This is a genomic window from Parerythrobacter aestuarii (assembly GCF_030140925.1).
Taxonomy (GTDB): Bacteria; Pseudomonadota; Alphaproteobacteria; order Sphingomonadales; family Sphingomonadaceae; genus Parerythrobacter; species Parerythrobacter aestuarii.
Genome location: NZ_JARBWD010000001.1, coordinates 2,487,213 through 2,502,622, shown reverse-complemented (window position 1 = coordinate 2,502,622; position 15,410 = coordinate 2,487,213). Strand labels below are relative to the sequence as shown.

General features: G+C 62.6%; 15 protein-coding genes. 8 read left to right on the top strand and 7 right to left on the bottom strand.

What is annotated here, in order from left to right; genetic code table 11:
- Positions 1–11 precede the first annotated feature (11 nt).
- From QPW08_RS12295 to QPW08_RS12260, 8 genes are all read left to right on the top strand, one after another.
- A complete protein-coding gene (locus tag QPW08_RS12295) occupies positions 12–3,560 on the top strand; it encodes a hydantoinase B/oxoprolinase family protein (protein WP_284126103.1) in 3,549 nt (1,182 codons plus the stop codon).
- Positions 3,557–4,228: a DUF969 domain-containing protein gene (locus tag QPW08_RS12290; RefSeq protein ID WP_284126102.1), complete on the top strand. Its 672-nt coding sequence runs from the start codon at positions 3,557–3,559 to the stop codon at positions 4,226–4,228. The genes QPW08_RS12295 and QPW08_RS12290 overlap by 4 nt, the downstream gene beginning before the upstream one ends.
- On the top strand, positions 4,225–5,175 hold the full coding sequence (locus QPW08_RS12285; RefSeq protein ID WP_284126101.1) for a DUF979 domain-containing protein: 951 nt from the start codon (positions 4,225–4,227) through the stop codon (positions 5,173–5,175). Before QPW08_RS12290 ends, QPW08_RS12285 begins: the two co-directional genes overlap by 4 nt.
- The gene (locus tag QPW08_RS12280; RefSeq protein WP_284126100.1) at positions 5,166–6,137 is read left to right on the top strand and encodes a DUF2891 domain-containing protein; all 972 of its coding nucleotides are present in this window, start codon (positions 5,166–5,168) and stop codon (positions 6,135–6,137) included. The genes QPW08_RS12285 and QPW08_RS12280 overlap by 10 nt, the downstream gene beginning before the upstream one ends.
- A 22-nt stretch (positions 6,138–6,159) precedes the next feature.
- Positions 6,160–7,365, top strand: coding sequence for an acyl-CoA dehydrogenase family protein (locus QPW08_RS12275; protein WP_284126099.1), 1,206 nt, complete (start codon positions 6,160–6,162; stop codon positions 7,363–7,365).
- A gap of 4 nt (positions 7,366–7,369) precedes the next feature.
- Entirely contained in the window at positions 7,370–8,446 is a 1,077-nt protein-coding gene (locus tag QPW08_RS12270; protein ID WP_284126098.1) for an acyl-CoA dehydrogenase family protein, read from the top strand.
- 3 nt (positions 8,447–8,449) lie between these two features.
- Positions 8,450–8,968, top strand: coding sequence for a molybdenum cofactor guanylyltransferase (gene mobA, locus QPW08_RS12265; RefSeq protein ID WP_284126097.1), 519 nt, complete (start codon positions 8,450–8,452; stop codon positions 8,966–8,968).
- A 102-nt stretch (positions 8,969–9,070) separates the two neighbouring features.
- Positions 9,071–10,498, top strand: coding sequence for an aldehyde dehydrogenase family protein (locus QPW08_RS12260; protein WP_284126096.1), 1,428 nt, complete (start codon positions 9,071–9,073; stop codon positions 10,496–10,498).
- 62 nt (positions 10,499–10,560) lie between these two features.
- On the opposite strand, the gene QPW08_RS12255 is transcribed toward QPW08_RS12260, so the two are convergent.
- The 7 genes from QPW08_RS12255 to QPW08_RS12225 form a co-directional block, all read right to left on the bottom strand.
- Entirely contained in the window at positions 10,561–11,079 is a 519-nt protein-coding gene (locus tag QPW08_RS12255; protein ID WP_284126095.1) for a flavin reductase family protein, read from the bottom strand.
- Between the two features lie 49 nt (positions 11,080–11,128).
- Complete coding sequence (locus tag QPW08_RS12250; protein WP_284126094.1) at positions 11,129–12,139, bottom strand: fumarylacetoacetate hydrolase family protein; 1,011 nt, start codon at positions 12,137–12,139, stop codon at positions 11,129–11,131.
- Positions 12,136–12,780, bottom strand: coding sequence for a maleylacetoacetate isomerase (maiA, locus tag QPW08_RS12245; RefSeq protein WP_284126093.1), 645 nt, complete (start codon positions 12,778–12,780; stop codon positions 12,136–12,138). The genes QPW08_RS12250 and maiA overlap by 4 nt, the downstream gene beginning before the upstream one ends.
- 277 nt (positions 12,781–13,057) lie before the next feature.
- Positions 13,058–14,233 carry an acyl-CoA dehydrogenase gene (locus tag QPW08_RS12240; protein WP_407674568.1) on the bottom strand — a complete coding sequence of 392 codons (1,176 nt, stop codon included), beginning with the start codon at positions 14,231–14,233 and terminating at the stop codon, positions 13,058–13,060.
- Between the two features lie 85 nt (positions 14,234–14,318).
- Positions 14,319–14,678, bottom strand: coding sequence for a response regulator (locus QPW08_RS12235; protein ID WP_284126091.1), 360 nt, complete (start codon positions 14,676–14,678; stop codon positions 14,319–14,321).
- A gap of 79 nt (positions 14,679–14,757) precedes the next feature.
- Entirely contained in the window at positions 14,758–15,270 is a 513-nt protein-coding gene (locus tag QPW08_RS12230) for a helix-hairpin-helix domain-containing protein (protein ID WP_284126090.1), read from the bottom strand.
- 2 nt (positions 15,271–15,272) lie between these two features.
- Positions 15,273–15,410: a hypothetical protein gene (locus QPW08_RS12225; RefSeq protein WP_284126089.1), complete on the bottom strand. Its 138-nt coding sequence runs from the start codon at positions 15,408–15,410 to the stop codon at positions 15,273–15,275.

Below are 15,410 nucleotides of genomic sequence, written 5' to 3'. Positions count from 1 at the left end.
AGGCAACCGGCATGGAGAGCTTGGGGCACTGGCGGTTCGCGATCGATCGCGGGGGGACCTTTACCGACATTGTCGCAGTGACGCCCGGCGGCGCGCTTGTCACCGACAAGCTGCTGTCGGAAAATCCCGGTCAATATGCTGACGCTGCCAGCGAGGCGGTTCGCCGCCTGATGGCCGAACATGGCGAAGGCCCGATTGCCGAGCTGCGGATCGGGACCACTGTCGCCACCAATGCGCTACTGGAGCGCAAGGGCGAGCGGCTGGCACTGGCGATCACGCGAGGGTTCGGCGATGCGCTGCGGATCGGCACGCAGGCGCGGCCGGAGATCTTCGCACGGCATATCATCCTGCCCGAACAGCTGCCTGAAAAGGTGGTGGAAATTGCCGAGCGGGTGGCAGTCGATGGCGAGGTGCTTACCCCGCTCGACGAAAACACCGCACGGACGCAATTCGCGGCGCTGCGGAGCGAGGGTTTCGACGCCATCGCCATCGTGCTGATGCACGGCTGGCACCACACCGCGCACGAGGAGCGCCTGGCGAAAATGGCGCGCGAACTCGGCTTTGCGCAGGTCAGCGTCAGCCACGAGGTCGCGCCGCTGATCCGGCTGGTGCCGCGTGGAGATACGACAGTGGTCGATGGCTATCTATCGCCGGTGCTGGGGCGCTACGTCGCGGGTCTTGAAGCGAACCTGCCGAGCCACGACCGGCTTTTCTTCATGCAGTCCAATGGCGGGCTCGCCCATGCCGGATCGTTTCGCGGCAAAGATGCGATCCTGTCAGGCCCGGCGGGCGGCGTGGTCGGCATGGTCGCTGCCAGCGAACCGCTCGGCCATCACAAGCTGATCGGTTTCGACATGGGCGGGACCAGCACCGATGTCGCGCATTACGCCGGAGAGTACGAGCTGACCGGCGACAGCGTCGTTGCGGGTGTGCGCGTCGCCGCGCCGATGATGCAGATCCACACCGTCGCGGCGGGGGGCGGTTCGATCTGCCGCTTTGACGGGACGCGCTTCCGCGTCGGGCCGGAGAGCGCCGGGGCCGATCCGGGGCCGGCCTGCTATCGCAAGGGCGGGCCGCTGACGGTGACCGACTGCAACCTGTTCCTCGGCCGCATCGATCCGGCATTGTTCCCGGCGGTGTTCGGGCCTGATGGAGACCAGCGTCTTGACGCAGCGGCGTCGAAGGCGCGGCTCGAACAGGTGGCAGACTCGCTACCCAACTCCATGACTCTTGAGGAGATTGCCGAAGGCTTCCTCGCCATCGCGGTCGACAACATGGCCAATGCGATCCGCAAGATCAGCGTCGCGCGCGGGCACGATGTCACCCAATATGCGCTGGCCTGCTTTGGCGGCGCGGGCGGACAGCATGCCTGCCGCGTGGCCGATGCGCTGGGAATGACGACGGTGCTGGTGCACCCGCTGGCGGGGATGCTGAGCGCCTATGGCATCGGTATCGCGCCGGTGAAGGCGATCCGCGAGCAGAGCGTGCTGCAACCCCTGGGCGAGGACTTTTCTCAAGCTCTCGAGGCTCTTGAAGAGCAGGTGCTGGAGGCGATGGAGGGGCATGGTCTCGATGCGTCACAGGTCGATCTCGCCCGCCGTGTCCGGCTACGCTTCGCAGGGAGCGACAGCACTATGACGCTCGACCTCGCAGACGACAGGGCGCTTGCCGAGCAGTTCCAGTCCGAACACCGCCGCCGCTTCGGCTATTCCGATGTCGAGGGGCAGATCATAGTCGAAGCGCTGAGCGTCGAGGCAAGCGGCTTGCCGGGCGGGTTCGATGCTGAAGCCTTGGTGCTGGATGATACCGCGGTTGACGGCTCAGGTGACTGGCCAGTGTTCAATCGCGGGCAGATAAGTGGCTCCGTTTCGGGGCCTGCGCTTGTCACCGATCCCGGCTCGACCACGGTGATCGAACCGGGCTGGTCAGCCACGCTGGCAGATGACGCCACACTGGTCCTGACCCGCACCAAAGAGCTTGAGCGCGCCTATGCCGAGGGGACTGCAGTCGATCCCGTTCGGCTCGAGATCTTCAACAACCTCTTCATGGCGATTGCCGAGGAAATGGGGGTGGTGCTGCAATCGACGGCGACCTCGGTGAACATCAAGGAGCGGCTCGATTTCTCGTGTGCGCTGTTCGATGCCGGCGGCGCGCTGATCGCCAATGCGCCGCATATCCCGGTGCATCTCGGCAGCATGGCCGACAGTATCCGCCGCATTCTCGAAGCACGCGGAGATGCCGCCGACGGGCGCGGGATCAGGCGCGGCGATGCTTATGTGCTCAACGATCCCTATCGCGGCGGGACGCACTTGCCCGATATCACCGTAATCGTGCCGGTTTTCTATTCTGACGCAAACGAGGCTCCCGATGCTTTCGTCGCAGCGCGCGGGCACCATGCCGATATTGGCGGGATCGCCCCTGGCTCGATGCCGCCCGAAAGCGCCACCATCGACGAGGAAGGCGTGCTGCTCGACAACCTGCTGCTGGTCGATGAAGGCATGTTCCGCGAGGCTGATATCCGCGCCGCGCTGGCTTCCGGCGAGTGGCCTGCACGCAATCCGGATCGCAATCTCTCCGACCTGCGCGCGCAGGTTGCCGCGTGCACAAGAGGCGCGGAATTGCTGACCCAGGCCGCCAGCGACAACGGAGCCGATGTGATCGCTGCCTATATGCGCCATGTCCTCGCCAATGCCGAGGAGAGCGTGCGCCGCCTGTTAGATCGGCTGGACGACGGGCAATCCACTTGCACAATGGACAATGGCGCACAGGTCACCGTGGCCATCCGCATCGACCGCGACAGCCGCTCGGCAGTGTTCGATTTCACCGGCACCAGCGCCCAGCAGCCCAACAATTTCAACGCTCCGCGCTCGATTGCTCGGGCTGCATCGCTCTATGTCCTGCGCACGCTGATCGACGATGCGATCCCGATGAACGACGGCTGCCTACGTCCGGTCACGCTGGTGGTGCCCGAAGGCTCGATGCTCAACCCTGCACCGCCCGCTGCCGTCGTGGCGGGCAATGTCGAGACCAGCCAGGTCATCACCGATGCGCTGTTCGCCGCCACCGGCAAGCTCGCGCCGAGCCAGGGGACGATGAACAACTTCACCTTTGGCAATGAGCGTCACCAGTATTACGAGACCATCGCCGGCGGCTCGGGTGCGGGGCCCGATCATGACGGCACCAGCGCGGTGCAGACGCATATGACCAACAGCCGCCTGACCGATCCCGAGATCTTGGAAACCCGCCTGCCGGTGCGGCTCGATCGCTTCGCTATCCGGCTAGGATCAGGCGGTGAGGGCATCCATCGGGGCGGAGACGGCGTCGAGCGCCGGATCACTTTCCTCGACCCGATGCGCGCCAACATGCTTGCCAATCGTCGCACAATCGCGCCTAGCGGGATTGCCGGAGGCGGCGATGCTCTCCCCGGCTGCAACTGGGTGGAGCGGGTCGATGGTTCGAAAGAGGAATTGACCGCAACCGCCTCGGCGCAGATGCAGCCGGGCGACACATTTGTGATCCTAACCCCGGGTGGTGGTGGATTTGGGGGGAGTGCCGCATGAACTACTGGCCATTGCTGGGCATCGCCATCGTCGTTATCGGCTTTGCCTTGCGGTTCAATCCGCTTCTGGTGGTGGTCAGTGCTGCCGTGGCGACCGGGCTGCTGGCCGGGCTGGATTTCGTCGCCGTGGTGGAGGCGCTGGGCAAGGCGTTCAACGACAACCGCTATATCTCTGTCACATGGATCATCCTGCCGGTTATCGGCCTGCTCGAACGATACGGCCTGCAGCAACGCGCGCGGGCGGTGATCGAAAGCGTGCGCGGCGCGACCATGGGCAAGCTGCTGGTGATCTACTTGTTGTTTCGCCAGATCACCGCCGCGTTGGGGATGAAGGATATCGGCGGACACCCGCAGGCCGTGCGGCCGCTGGTGGCTCCGATGGCCGAGGCCGCCGCCACCAAGTCGCACGGCGAGCTGGCGGAGGATGACCGGCAGAAGGTGCTCGCCATGTCCGCTGCGACCGACAATGTCGGCCTGTTCTTCGGCGAGGATATCTTCTTTGCCATCGCCTCGATCCTGCTGATCCAGGGCGTATTCGAAAGCGCTGGCTATCCGCTCACACCGCTGCAGCTTTCGGTCTGGGCTATCCCGACCGCGATCTGTGCTTTCCTGATCCACGGCTGGCGTATCACCGCGCTCGACCGGCGACTGGGGAGGGTACGGCCATGATCACATACGAATGGCTCTACGTCCTGACCGGGATTTTCTTCGCTGTCTGGTCGTTGCTCAGCCTGCGTGACGGGCGGTGGGGCAATGCCGCCTTCTGGGGTGTGCTGTCGGCGAGTTTCTTCCTCGGCAGCCATGTCAGCGATTTCGCCAACGGGCTGATGGTGCTGGCGCTGGTCGGCATTGCCGGTTTCGGCGGACTCAAGCGTAGCGATCCTGAGACGACCACCGCGGAGGAGCGTTCCAACTTCTCCAGCTTGCTGGGCAACAAGCTGTTCGTACCCGCGCTGATCGTGCCGGTCACGGCGGTCGCCGGGACGCTGCTCTACAACTACACCCCGCTCAAGGAGACCGGGCTGTTCGAGGAACGCCGCGAGACCTTGCTGCTGTTCGCCATCGGGGTGCTGCTGGCGCTGACCTATGCGATGGCATGGCTCAAGCCGCCCGCACTTGCCCCGATGCAGGAGGGGCGGCGGCTGCTCGACTCGATCGGGTGGGCAGCGATCCTGCCGCAGATGCTGGCAGCGCTCGGTGCCGTGTTCGCGCTGGCTGGGGTAGGGGACATCATCGGCGGCGCAGCGCAGCAGGTGATCCCCGAGGGCAGCATATTCCTGACCGTGGTGGTGTTTGCGCTGGGCATGGCGCTGTTCACGATCATCATGGGCAATGCCTTTGCCGCTTTCCCGGTGATGGCGGCAGCGATCGGCATTCCGCTGCTGGTCGAAGGCTATGGCGGCAATCCGGCGGTGATCGGCGCGGTCGGGATGCTGGCGGGCTTTTGCGGTACGCTGATGACGCCGATGGCGGCCAACTTCAACATCGTGCCAGCGGCCTTGCTCGAACTGAAGGACCAGAACGGCGTGATCAAGCAGCAGATCGGCACTGCGATCCCGCTGTGGGTCTGCAATGTCGCGATCATCTACATCGGGGCGTTCCTGCTATGGAAATGACGCTGGAGATCGCTCGCCGCTTTGCGCAGGCCGCGCTGGGCCATGTCGCGCGCGAATATCCCAACAAGCTCGACCATGTGATGGCGGGCGACGGTGATGCGCAGACCCCGCGCCAGCTGCATCCGTGTTTTTTCGGCAGCTATGACTGGCACAGTTGCGTCCACGGCTGGTGGACTTTGCTGACGCTGCGACGACTCTATCCGGATATGCCGGAGGCTGCGGCGATTGCTGAACTTGCGGACGCCACTTTCACCGAGGAAAAGCTCTTGGTGGAACTGGCCTACGCCCGACGCCCAGAATCCAAGGGTTTTGAACGTCCCTACGGCTGGGCTTGGCTGCTTTACCTCCATCTTGAAGCGGCAAGACATGAAGCGCCTTGGGCCGACCGAATTGAGCCACTGGCGCGGCACTTTGCGACGATGTTCAAGAGTTATCTGAGCGTACTGACCTATCCGATCCGTACCGGCACGCATTTTAATTCAGCCTTCGCTTTAACTCTCTCGCTGGAATGGGCGAGCGCCTACGATGATGATCTTGGGAATTTGATCCGCTCGACGTCCAAGCGTTGGTTCAAAGGGGACTGGGGCTGTCAGGCATGGGAACCTGGAGGAGATGAGTTCCTTTCGCCTTCGTTGAGCGAAGCCCTATTGATGAAACGAGTGATGACGCCAGAGGATTTTCGGCCCTGGTTCTCTGCCTTCTTTCCAAGGCTCGAATGGGCTGAGCCAGCTACCTTGTTCACGCCGGCAAGAGTCAGTGACCGGAGCGACGGCAAAATTGCGCATCTCGATGGTCTATGTTTGAGTCGTGCGTGGGCATGGCGCGAACTTGGTTTCCAAGAGCCAGCTTTGTGCCATCTCGACGCCGCGCTGCCCCATGTCACCGGCGACTACATGGGCGAACATTGGCTTGCGAGTTTCGCACTTCTCGCCTTGCTCGCAGCGCCACCGAGTGACAGGTAGAGGGGCAAGGGAGAGGATAGCAATGAAGATCGATTTCGCGCCCGAGCTGGAGGCGTTTCGCGCTGAAGTGGCGGAGTTCTTCGCCACTGCTCCGACGCCCGCCATCCGCGAAGCCGGGCGCAAGACCACCAGCGTCTTCGCGCCGTTCGAGCAGTGCATGCAGTGGCACAGGATCCTCTATGACAAGGGTTGGGCCGCGCCGCATTGGCCGAAGGAATATGGCGGGACCGGGTGGAGCGTGGAGCAGCGCTTCATCTTTGCCGAGGAATACCGCAAGGCCGACCTGCCGCCGCTACTGCCGCAGAGCCTCGGCATGGTCGGGCCGCTGCTGATCGACCTCGGCACCGAGGAGCAGAAGGCCAAGTATCTCGAGCCGATCCTCAAGGGCGAGGATTTCTGGGCGCAGGGCTATTCGGAGCCCAATTCCGGCTCCGACCTCGCTTCGCTCAGCTGCCGTGCGGACGCAGATGGTGATGACTACATCATCAACGGCTCCAAGATCTGGACCACCTACGCCCACCACGCCAACCGCATGTTCATGCTGGTGCGCACCAGCAATGAAGGCAAGAAGCAGCAGGGCATCACCTTCCTGCTGCTCGACCGTGTCGACTATCCCGGCATGGAAATCCGCCCGATCATCGGCCTCGATGGCTTCCCCGAACAATGCGAAGTTTTCTTCGAGGATTGCCGCGTCCCGCAGTCCGGCCGGGTCGGTGAAGAAAACGATGGTTGGAGCGTCGCCAAGCACTTGCTCAAGCATGAACGCGGTGGCGGCAATGCGGCCAGCCCTACATTGATGCGCTATTGCCAGCGGGCACGCGAAGCGGCGGCGCAAACACCGTCACCATGGGGTGGTATGCTGGCGGACGATCCGGTCTTCCAGCAGGAGATCGGCGACCTGGAAGCCGATATCGCCTCAATGAGCCATTTCGAAAAGCTCGCTATCAGTGGCCATGAAATCGCCCGCGATCCGGCATTCCCGTCGATGAACAAGACGATGAATTCGGAGCTCGTCCAGCGCGCTTCCACCATGATGATGCAGGTCTCCGGCGTCGACGGCATGGCGCGGCAGTTGGAAGCTTTGCGCGTCGGCTCGAATGTCGAGCCGCTTGGCAGCGAGTTCGATCTGATCTCCATGCCACTCTATCTCAACAGCCGGGCGACCACGATCTACGCTGGCTCCAATGAAGTGCAGCGCGACCTGATTGCGCGTACGGTAGGGAGCTGAGGCGATGGATTTCAGCTACACTGAAGAGCAGGAAATGCTCCGCAATGGCGTCGGCAAGTTCCTCGAGAAAAGCTACGACTTCGACACGCGGCAAAAGCTGGTGAGCTCGGATGCGCCGTGGTCGCCCGAAGCGTGGCAGCAGTTCGCCGAGTTTGGCCTCCTGATACTGCCCTTCAGCGAGGAACAAGGCGGCCTTGGTGGATCGATCAGCGATTGCGTTGCGGTGGCCGAACTGTTCGGGCGACATCTCGTGGTCGAACCCTATGTCGCCTCGATCCTGCTCGGCGCTGCGGCACTGGCGGCGAGCGATGCTCCGGAAGCACAGGAATGGCTCGAGAAGGTCCAGTCAGGCGAAGCCATAGCCGCGTTCGCCTATGAGGAAGGCCACGGGACACCTTCAGTCGAGCACGTCACAATGGCTGCGACAAACGGCACACTGGCCGGAGAGAAGCGTCTCGTCACGGCGGGTGCCGAGGCCGACGTGCTCGTCGTGGTCGCCAAGGGTGATAGCGGTATCCCTGCGCTCTTCTTGGTTGAGCAAGGCGCGGACGGCCTTTCGGCACGCAGCTACACCACTGTTGACGGGCGGAGCGCCGCAAACATCACCCTCGACGGGGTGCCAGCAACATTGCTCTCCGATGACGCGCAAACGCTCGAGCGGATACTCGCCCATGCCATGAACGTGCAATGCGCCGAGGCCGTCGGTGCGATGGGCGCATTGCTGGCGATCACAGGAGAGTATGCTGCGACCCGCAAGCAGTTCGGCGTGTCGATCGGATCTTTCCAGGCCATCGCTCATCGACTTGCGGATATGAAGATCGCCCACACCAAGGCGCGGGCGACGCTGCTTTACACGACTGCATTGGCAGAAACCGGTGCGGTGACCGCGCGTGATATCGCCATTCTCAAGGGTCAGACCGGCAAGCTTGGGCAGTCGATCGGCGAGTCCGCCATCCAGATCCACGGCGGCGTGGGCATGACGGATGAGCTCAGCGTCAGCCACTATCACAAGCGACTGCTCGCGCTCGACGCTCAGTTCGGCGGGCACGCTTACCACCTGCGCAAAGTCGGGACGGGCTGATCCGTGCGCTTGCTCGGGGCGATCCTCGCCGGCGGGCAATCGCGCCGCTTCGGCAGCGACAAGGCGCATGCGCTGCTGGATGGCAAGCGCCTGATCGACCATGTTGCCGATGCTCTGGCGAAGCAATGCGAAGCAGTGGTCTTTTGCGGGAGGGATGAACCAGGTCTTGCGTCAATTCCCGACCAGCCCGAGGGTGGGCACGGCCCACTGGCGGGGCTCAACGCGGCCCTCTTGCATGCACAGGCCAACGGGTTCGACCAGGTTTTGAGTTCTGGCTGCGACATCCCCAATCTACCACCGGACCTTGCCGCACAGCTGGACGGTGAAGGAGCGGCTTATGCGGCAGACCAGCCTGTTGTCGGCCTGTGGCCGGCTTCGCTGCAACCGCTGCTCGGCAGTTACTTGTGTGGTGGAGGTCGCGCACTGTTCGGATTTGCCGACCTGGCAGGCGCAAGAGCGGTAGCGGTCGCTCCGCCGCTGGCCAACATCAACACGCCTCAGGACCTCCCCCGGGCGGGTTGAAGCGTGCCTTGCGAGGCCCAATATTCGGTCGCGGAAAGAAACTTTTGCGCGACAAGACATAGTATGTGCTGCTAACAAACGACTCAAAGAGAGGAGACACTCATGGCAACCGAATACAGCAACCTGATCGATGGTGAGATGATCACCAATGGCGAATGGATGGACGTCGTCAATCCCGCCAACGAGCAGGTCATTGGCCGCGTTCCGGCCTGCGGGAAAGACGAGCTCGATCGCGCCGTCGCCGCTGCCCGTCGCGCGTTTAAGACATGGTCCAAGACCCCGGTCGAGGAACGTCGCAAGGTCATCAACGCCATGGCCGACGCCATTGCCGCTAACCATGACGAGCTCTTTCGCCTGCTCACCGCAGAACAGGGCAAGCCGCATGCGCAGGCGCAGGGCGAAATGCATGGCGCGCCGGCGATCATGAAGGCGCAGGCCACGCTCGAGCTGGAAGAGACCATCAACGAAGACAGCGACACCCGCCTCAGCCGCACCCGACGGGTGCCGGTCGGCGTGGTCGGCGGTATCGTACCGTGGAACTTCCCGGTGCTTATGGCAGTGCAGAAGATTGCTCCGGCGCTGCTCTCGGGATGCACCATCGTGCTCAAGCCATCGCCCTTCACTCCGCTGACCACACTGCGCATCGCCGAGCTGTGGAAGGACATCGCGCCCGCCGGCACCGTCAACATCATCACCGGTGAAGACAGCCTCGGCCCGATGATCACGCAGCATCCGGACATCGACAAGATCACCTTCACCGGCTCGACCGCGACGGGCAAGAAGATCATGGAAGGCGCCAGCGCCGACCTCAAGCGCATCACGCTCGAGCTGGGCGGCAATGACGCCTCGATCGTGCTGCCCGATGCCGATCCCAAGAAGGTTGCCGAGCAGCTGTTCTGGTCGAGCTTCACCAACGCCGGCCAGATCTGCGTTGCCGCCAAGCGCATCTATATCCACGAGGATATCTATGACGAGCTGAGCGCGGCCCTGGCCGAATATGCCAAGGGTGTGGTTGTCGGCGACGGGTCCGAGCAGGGCACGGGGGTCGGTCCGATCCAGAACAAGAAACAGTTCGACCGCGTGTGTGAACTGATCGAGGACGCCAAGGACAATGGCTACAAGTTCCTCGTCGGCGGCGAAGTCGATCCGTCGGGTTCGGGCTACTACGTTCCGATAACCATCCTCGATAATCCGCCGGAAGATGCGCGGATCGTGGCCGAGGAACAGTTCGGCCCGGTCATGCCGCTGATGAAGTTCTCGACCACCGAGGAAGTCATCGAGCGCGCCAATGCTTCTGACTACGGCCTTGCCGGGGCAGTGTGGACCGGCGACCCCGACAAGGGTGTCGAGATCGCCGAACAGCTGGAAACCGGCACTGTGTGGATCAACGAGTTCCTGCACTTGTCGCCGCTGGCTCCTTTCGGTGGCCACAAACAGTCGGGTTTCGGCGCTGAATACGGCATCGAAGGTCTCAAGGAGTTCACCTATTCGCAGGTGATTACGGTCAAGAAGGACGCCGAAGTCGCCTGATTTTGGGAAGCAATGATTGAGAAGAGGGCGGGGGCTGGGGCTCCCGCCCTTTTTCGTTGTCCTCAGTCCTCGATGTGAATGCCGCGATAGCGCCCGTGGAAGTATAGCAGCGGGTCATCGTGCAAGTGGTACGTGGCCTTCAGTATCCGGCCGATGAGGATGAGGTGATCGCCGCCTGGGTGGACTGCTTCCCGGGTGCACTCGAAAACAGCCAAGGCTCGCTTGAGCACCGGCAGGCCATGTTCGGAGCTCTCCCAATCGCCTTCGGCAAAACGATCCGCTCCCTTGCGGGCAAAGCGCGTCGAGAGTGATTTGTCTTTGCTTTCCAGAACGTTCACGGCGAAACGCTCGACCTTTTCAAGCACTGACGTACTTCCGGCTTCGAGCGCCGGGCACACCAACAACAAGGGTGGATCGAGACTCACCGACGAGAAGCTGTTGACCGTCAGTCCCACCGGAGCGCCATCTGCCGCTGTAGTGGTAACGATCGTTACCCCGGTGGAAAAGCAGCCGAAGGCATCGCGCAGGCCGCGCGTGTCGCCACCATCGCGGAAAACTTCGGGGTCGCCTGACGTGCTCACAGCGCGAGGGTTAGCATGGCCTGCGGACAAGGGAAGAGTGCAGTAGCGATCAGGCCTGCACCACCTCCTGTTCGATGGCACCGAAGATCGAATGCCCGTGCCCATCGTCCATCCAGATCCTGACCGTGTCGCCGGGGGCCATGAAGCGGGTCCTGGGCTCGCCATCGGCGATGGTTTCGATCATGCGGATCTCGGCAATGCAACTGTAACCCAGGCCGCCTTCGCTGCAGGGTTTGCCGGGACCACCATCGGCGTCGCGATTTGAAATGGTGCCTGAGCCGATGATCGCCCCGGCACCAAGGTTGCGGGTCTTGGCTGCATGGCTGACGAGGTCGGCGAGGCTGAACGTTGCATCGACGCCGACGTTGGCGCGGCCGAAAGGAGCGCCATTGTAGTCGACATTCAAAGGCAAGTGGATCACGCTGTCCTGCCAGGCGTCGCCCAGTTCGTCAGGTGTGACTGCGACAGGGGAAAAGGCCGTGGCGGGCTTGGACTGGAAGAAGCCGAAGCCCTTGGCCAGCTCGCCGGGGATCAGCCCGCGCAGCGAGACATCGTTGACCAGCATCAGCAGCTTGATGTGATCGACGGCCTCTTCCGGCGTCGTTCCCATCGGAACATCATCTGTGATGCAGGCAATTTCGCCTTCCATGTCGCAGCCCCAGGCTGTGTCCTTGAGCGGGATCGAAGCCCGCGGCGGCAGGAAGTCGTCGCTGCCGCCCTGGTACATCAGCGGGTCGTGATAGAAGCTCTCCGGCACTTCCGCGCCGCGCGCCTTCCGCACCAGTTCGACGTGGTTGATATAGGCCGAGCCATCGGCCCACTGATAGGCGCGCGGCAGCGGGCTGTACGCCTCGCGCTCGTGGAAGCGCTCGCACGGCACGGTCTGATGTTCGACATCGGTATAGAGAGCCTGCAGTTTCGGCGCGACCTGCTCCCAGTTGTCGAGCGCGTACTGCATCGTCGGTGCGATATTGTCGGCCGCGCAATAGCGAGTGATGTCCTTGGAAACGACGACCAGTTTGCCGTCGCGGGTTCCGTCATTGAGGGTGGCGAGTTTCATCCCTTGTACTCCGGGCTGTCTATCTGGTTGTCTGGGTAGGCGCGGTCGAATGCGGGCAGTGCTAGGCACGCCGCTTCGATCCGCCTGATGTGGGGGTAGGCCGCAAAGTCATAGTCGAAGCGGCGCGCGTTATAGACCTGCGGCAGCAGTACGACTTCGAACAGGCCGGGCGCGTCGAACAGGAAATCCCCGGTACCGAGCTGGGCCAGGCGTTGTTCAACCGGATCGAAGGTCCGCTTCAGCCAATGGCGATACCAGGTGTCGATTTCGTCCTTTGAATGGCCCAGCGGGTCGGCGAGATACTTGAGCACCGGCAGGTTGTTCACCGCATGGGTTTCGGTCGCGATGGAATAGGCCAGCTCGCGCGCAGTGAAGCGGTCTTCGATATCCTTCGGCAGCAGCCCCGGCTCGGGATAGGCTTCGTCGAGCCACTCGAGCTGGGCCATGGACTGCGCACGGTCGCGCCCATCCGCTTCCAGCAGCGGTACCGATCCGAACGGATTACGCCCGGTGTAGGCCTCGCCCTTCTGTTCTGCTTGCACGAGATTCACCGGGACGATGTCGTACTCCAACCCCTTGAGGTTCAGCGCAATGCGCAGGCGATAGCTCGTCGAGCTGCGGAAATAGGCGAACAGCTTCATGAGTAGGCGAATCCTCCAACTGGTTTCATCTGTAACCAATAATGGATCGATGCAACAGATGTTCCGACCAGCCCAGCCTCGACCCTGTGCGCCATGGCCGGAGACATGGCCAGAGACATGACCAGAGACATGGACCGCATGGACCACTGTCCTGGCGCACAAAAACAGGGCGGGGCCAAAATCGAAGTGTTACCCTGGAGAAGCGCGCGAAACGAAGCCATCAGCCGCTTGTGCCACGACTGGGCCGTGTAGGACAGCGCAGACGTTGGCAACGCGATCAGAACGCCGCGATCCCCGTTATGGCCCGGCCCAGGATCAGCGCATGAACATCATGCGTGCCTTCGTAGGTGTTGACGGTTTCGAGGTTCACCATGTGGCGGATGACCTGGTATTCCTCGCTGATACCGTTGCCACCGTGCATGTCGCGGGCGTGGCGGGCGATCTCCAGCGCCTTGCCGACATTGTTGCGCTTGACGATGGAGATCATCTCCGGCGCAAATGTGCCTTCGTCCATCATCCGGCCGACGCGCAAGCTGCTTTGCAGGCCCAGTGCGATCTCGCTCATCGCATTGGCGAGTTTCAACTGGAAGATCTGCTTGGATGCGAGCGGTACGCCGAACTGGTGCCGGTCCAAGCCATACTGGCGGGCCGCGTGGAGGCAGAACTCGGCCGCCCCCATCGCGCCCCAGCTGATGCCATAGCGGGCGCGGTTGAGGCACGAGAACGGACCTTTGAGCCCCTGCACATCGGGCAGCAATGCATCGGCACCGACCTTTACCTCGTCCATCACGATCATGCCGGTGGTGCTGGCGCGCAGCGAAATCTTGCCTTCGATCTTAGGCGCGGAAAGCCCCTCCATACCCTTTTCCAGGATGAAGCCGCGAATGCCGCCGCCATGCGCTTCGCTCTTGGCCCAGACCACGAAGACATCGGCAAAGGGCGCGTTGGAAATCCAGGTCTTGGAACCTGAGATCACGTATCCGTCACCGTTCTTCTTCGCGACAGTCTTCATGCCCGCAGGGTCGGAACCGGCATCGGGTTCGGTCAGACCGAAGCAACCGATCAGCTCGCCCGAAGCGAGGCCAGGCAGGTACTTGCGGCGCTGTTCTTCCGACCCGAAGGCATGGATCGGGTACATCACGAGGCTCGACTGCACCGAGGCCATCGACCGATAGCCCGAATCCACCCGTTCGATCTCGCGCGCGATCAGGCCATAGGCGACGTAGCTTGCGCCCGCGCCGCCATATTCCTCCGGCACAGTCGCGCCCAGCAGCCCGGCCTGGCCCATCAACGGAAACAGTTCAGGGGCGTCGATTTCGTCGGCGAAGGCCTTGATTACGCGCGGCTGGAGCTCGTTTTGCGCGAAGCCATGCGCGGCATCGCGGATCATCCGCTCTTCTTCGGTGAGTTGCTCGTCGAGCCGGAACGGATCGTCCCAGCTGAAGGGGGCCATACCTGCCATGTGTGCTCCTGAATCAGGCTAGTTCGCTTTGCTCGCGGCTTTCGCAGGAGTGAGCCCGGGCATCAAGCCTCGTCAATCATGGATTGGTGAGCGAACGCTGCACTGTCTCCAGCAAGGTTTGCGGAGGGCAGGGCTTCGATAGCAGCACTGCGCCTGGGAAACGGGTATCGACATCCGCCTGTTCATAGTGACCGGAGTGGAAAATCACCTTCACATCCTCCGACATCAGCTTCTCAGCCAGTGGAAAGACGTTTTCGGATCCCAGGCTGATGTCGAGGATGGCGATATCCGGCTTGCGTTTCTGGTATGAAAGCATGGCGGAAGAAATGTCGGGGAGAGGACCTTCGACTTCGCAACCGGCCTCGGCCACGGTTTCGCACAAGTCGAAACCGATAACGGCTTCGTCTTCGGCGATCATAACAAACGGCATGTCCATCGCTATCTCCCCCAAGATCACGGCCCTGCGGGAAATCAACGGCACTATTGGGGATTGGTTCCCCCTGCGCGGCGGCGCTTTACAGCTTGCCGAACTGAGCTTCGTAGCCTTGCGTATCGTCGGCCGCTAGCAGCTTTGCCTGCGTCACCCAGTCGTCGCGGCGGATGCGCCCTTCGAAGCGGCCCAGCTGGCTGTCGATGCGGTCGATATCGGCATCGCTCCAGCCCGCGACCTGCGCGAAAGTGGTGATGCCCTGTTCGTTGAGCAGCGTCACCAGCTTGGGTCCGACGCCCTTGATCCGGGTCAGGTCGTCGCCTGCCGCATTCTCAACCGCAGCTTCCTGCGCAGCAGCGGCAGCGACGGTGCCGGCACCTGCGACGCCCATCGGCGAAGCTGGCGGCACAGCAGGAGCGGCGACCGGCGGTGCGTCGATCAGCGCCTGGTTGCGCGCAGCAGGAGCATCGCTCCCGCCGTCGCTCTCCCGCGTTATCTTTGTCCGGCGCGAACCGACGAAGATAATCCAGGCTACGGCAAGCCCGATCAGCAATGCGACGAGGAAAAGTGGCCAGTTGGCTTCGATCATTTCGATCATGCCTAGAGGTCTCCCTTGTTTGATGTGTACGTCGGCTCGCCGCCCGGCTGCGGCGCACGCGCCCACAGCAGCCAGCCGAGACCAAGGCCGATCATGTATGTGAAAAGCAACAGCGTGATGAGTTCGAACCAGATCGGCAT

What these genes read in the sequence shown, in the direction of transcription:
- QPW08_RS12225 (WP_284126089.1), bottom strand. Translation starts at nt 15,410, where the DNA reads ATGCCGATCTGGTTCGAACTCATCACGCTGTTGCTTTTCACATACATG.
- QPW08_RS12295 (WP_284126103.1), top strand. Translation starts at nt 12, where the DNA reads ATGGAGAGCTTGGGGCACTGGCGGTTCGCGATCGATCGCGGGGGGACC.
- QPW08_RS12240 (WP_407674568.1), bottom strand. Translation starts at nt 14,233, where the DNA reads ATGGCCCCCTTCAGCTGGGACGATCCGTTCCGGCTCGACGAGCAACTC.
- QPW08_RS12235 (WP_284126091.1), bottom strand. Translation starts at nt 14,678, where the DNA reads ATGGACATGCCGTTTGTTATGATCGCCGAAGACGAAGCCGTTATCGGT.
- QPW08_RS12275 (WP_284126099.1), top strand. Translation starts at nt 6,160, where the DNA reads ATGAAGATCGATTTCGCGCCCGAGCTGGAGGCGTTTCGCGCTGAAGTG.
- QPW08_RS12280 (WP_284126100.1), top strand. Translation starts at nt 5,166, where the DNA reads ATGGAAATGACGCTGGAGATCGCTCGCCGCTTTGCGCAGGCCGCGCTG.
- QPW08_RS12250 (WP_284126094.1), bottom strand. Translation starts at nt 12,139, where the DNA reads ATGAAACTCGCCACCCTCAATGACGGAACCCGCGACGGCAAACTGGTC.
- QPW08_RS12285 (WP_284126101.1), top strand. Translation starts at nt 4,225, where the DNA reads ATGATCACATACGAATGGCTCTACGTCCTGACCGGGATTTTCTTCGCT.
- QPW08_RS12290 (WP_284126102.1), top strand. Translation starts at nt 3,557, where the DNA reads ATGAACTACTGGCCATTGCTGGGCATCGCCATCGTCGTTATCGGCTTT.
- maiA (WP_284126093.1), bottom strand. Translation starts at nt 12,780, where the DNA reads ATGAAGCTGTTCGCCTATTTCCGCAGCTCGACGAGCTATCGCCTGCGC.
- QPW08_RS12270 (WP_284126098.1), top strand. Translation starts at nt 7,370, where the DNA reads ATGGATTTCAGCTACACTGAAGAGCAGGAAATGCTCCGCAATGGCGTC.
- QPW08_RS12260 (WP_284126096.1), top strand. Translation starts at nt 9,071, where the DNA reads ATGGCAACCGAATACAGCAACCTGATCGATGGTGAGATGATCACCAAT.
- QPW08_RS12230 (WP_284126090.1), bottom strand. Translation starts at nt 15,270, where the DNA reads ATGATCGAAATGATCGAAGCCAACTGGCCACTTTTCCTCGTCGCATTG.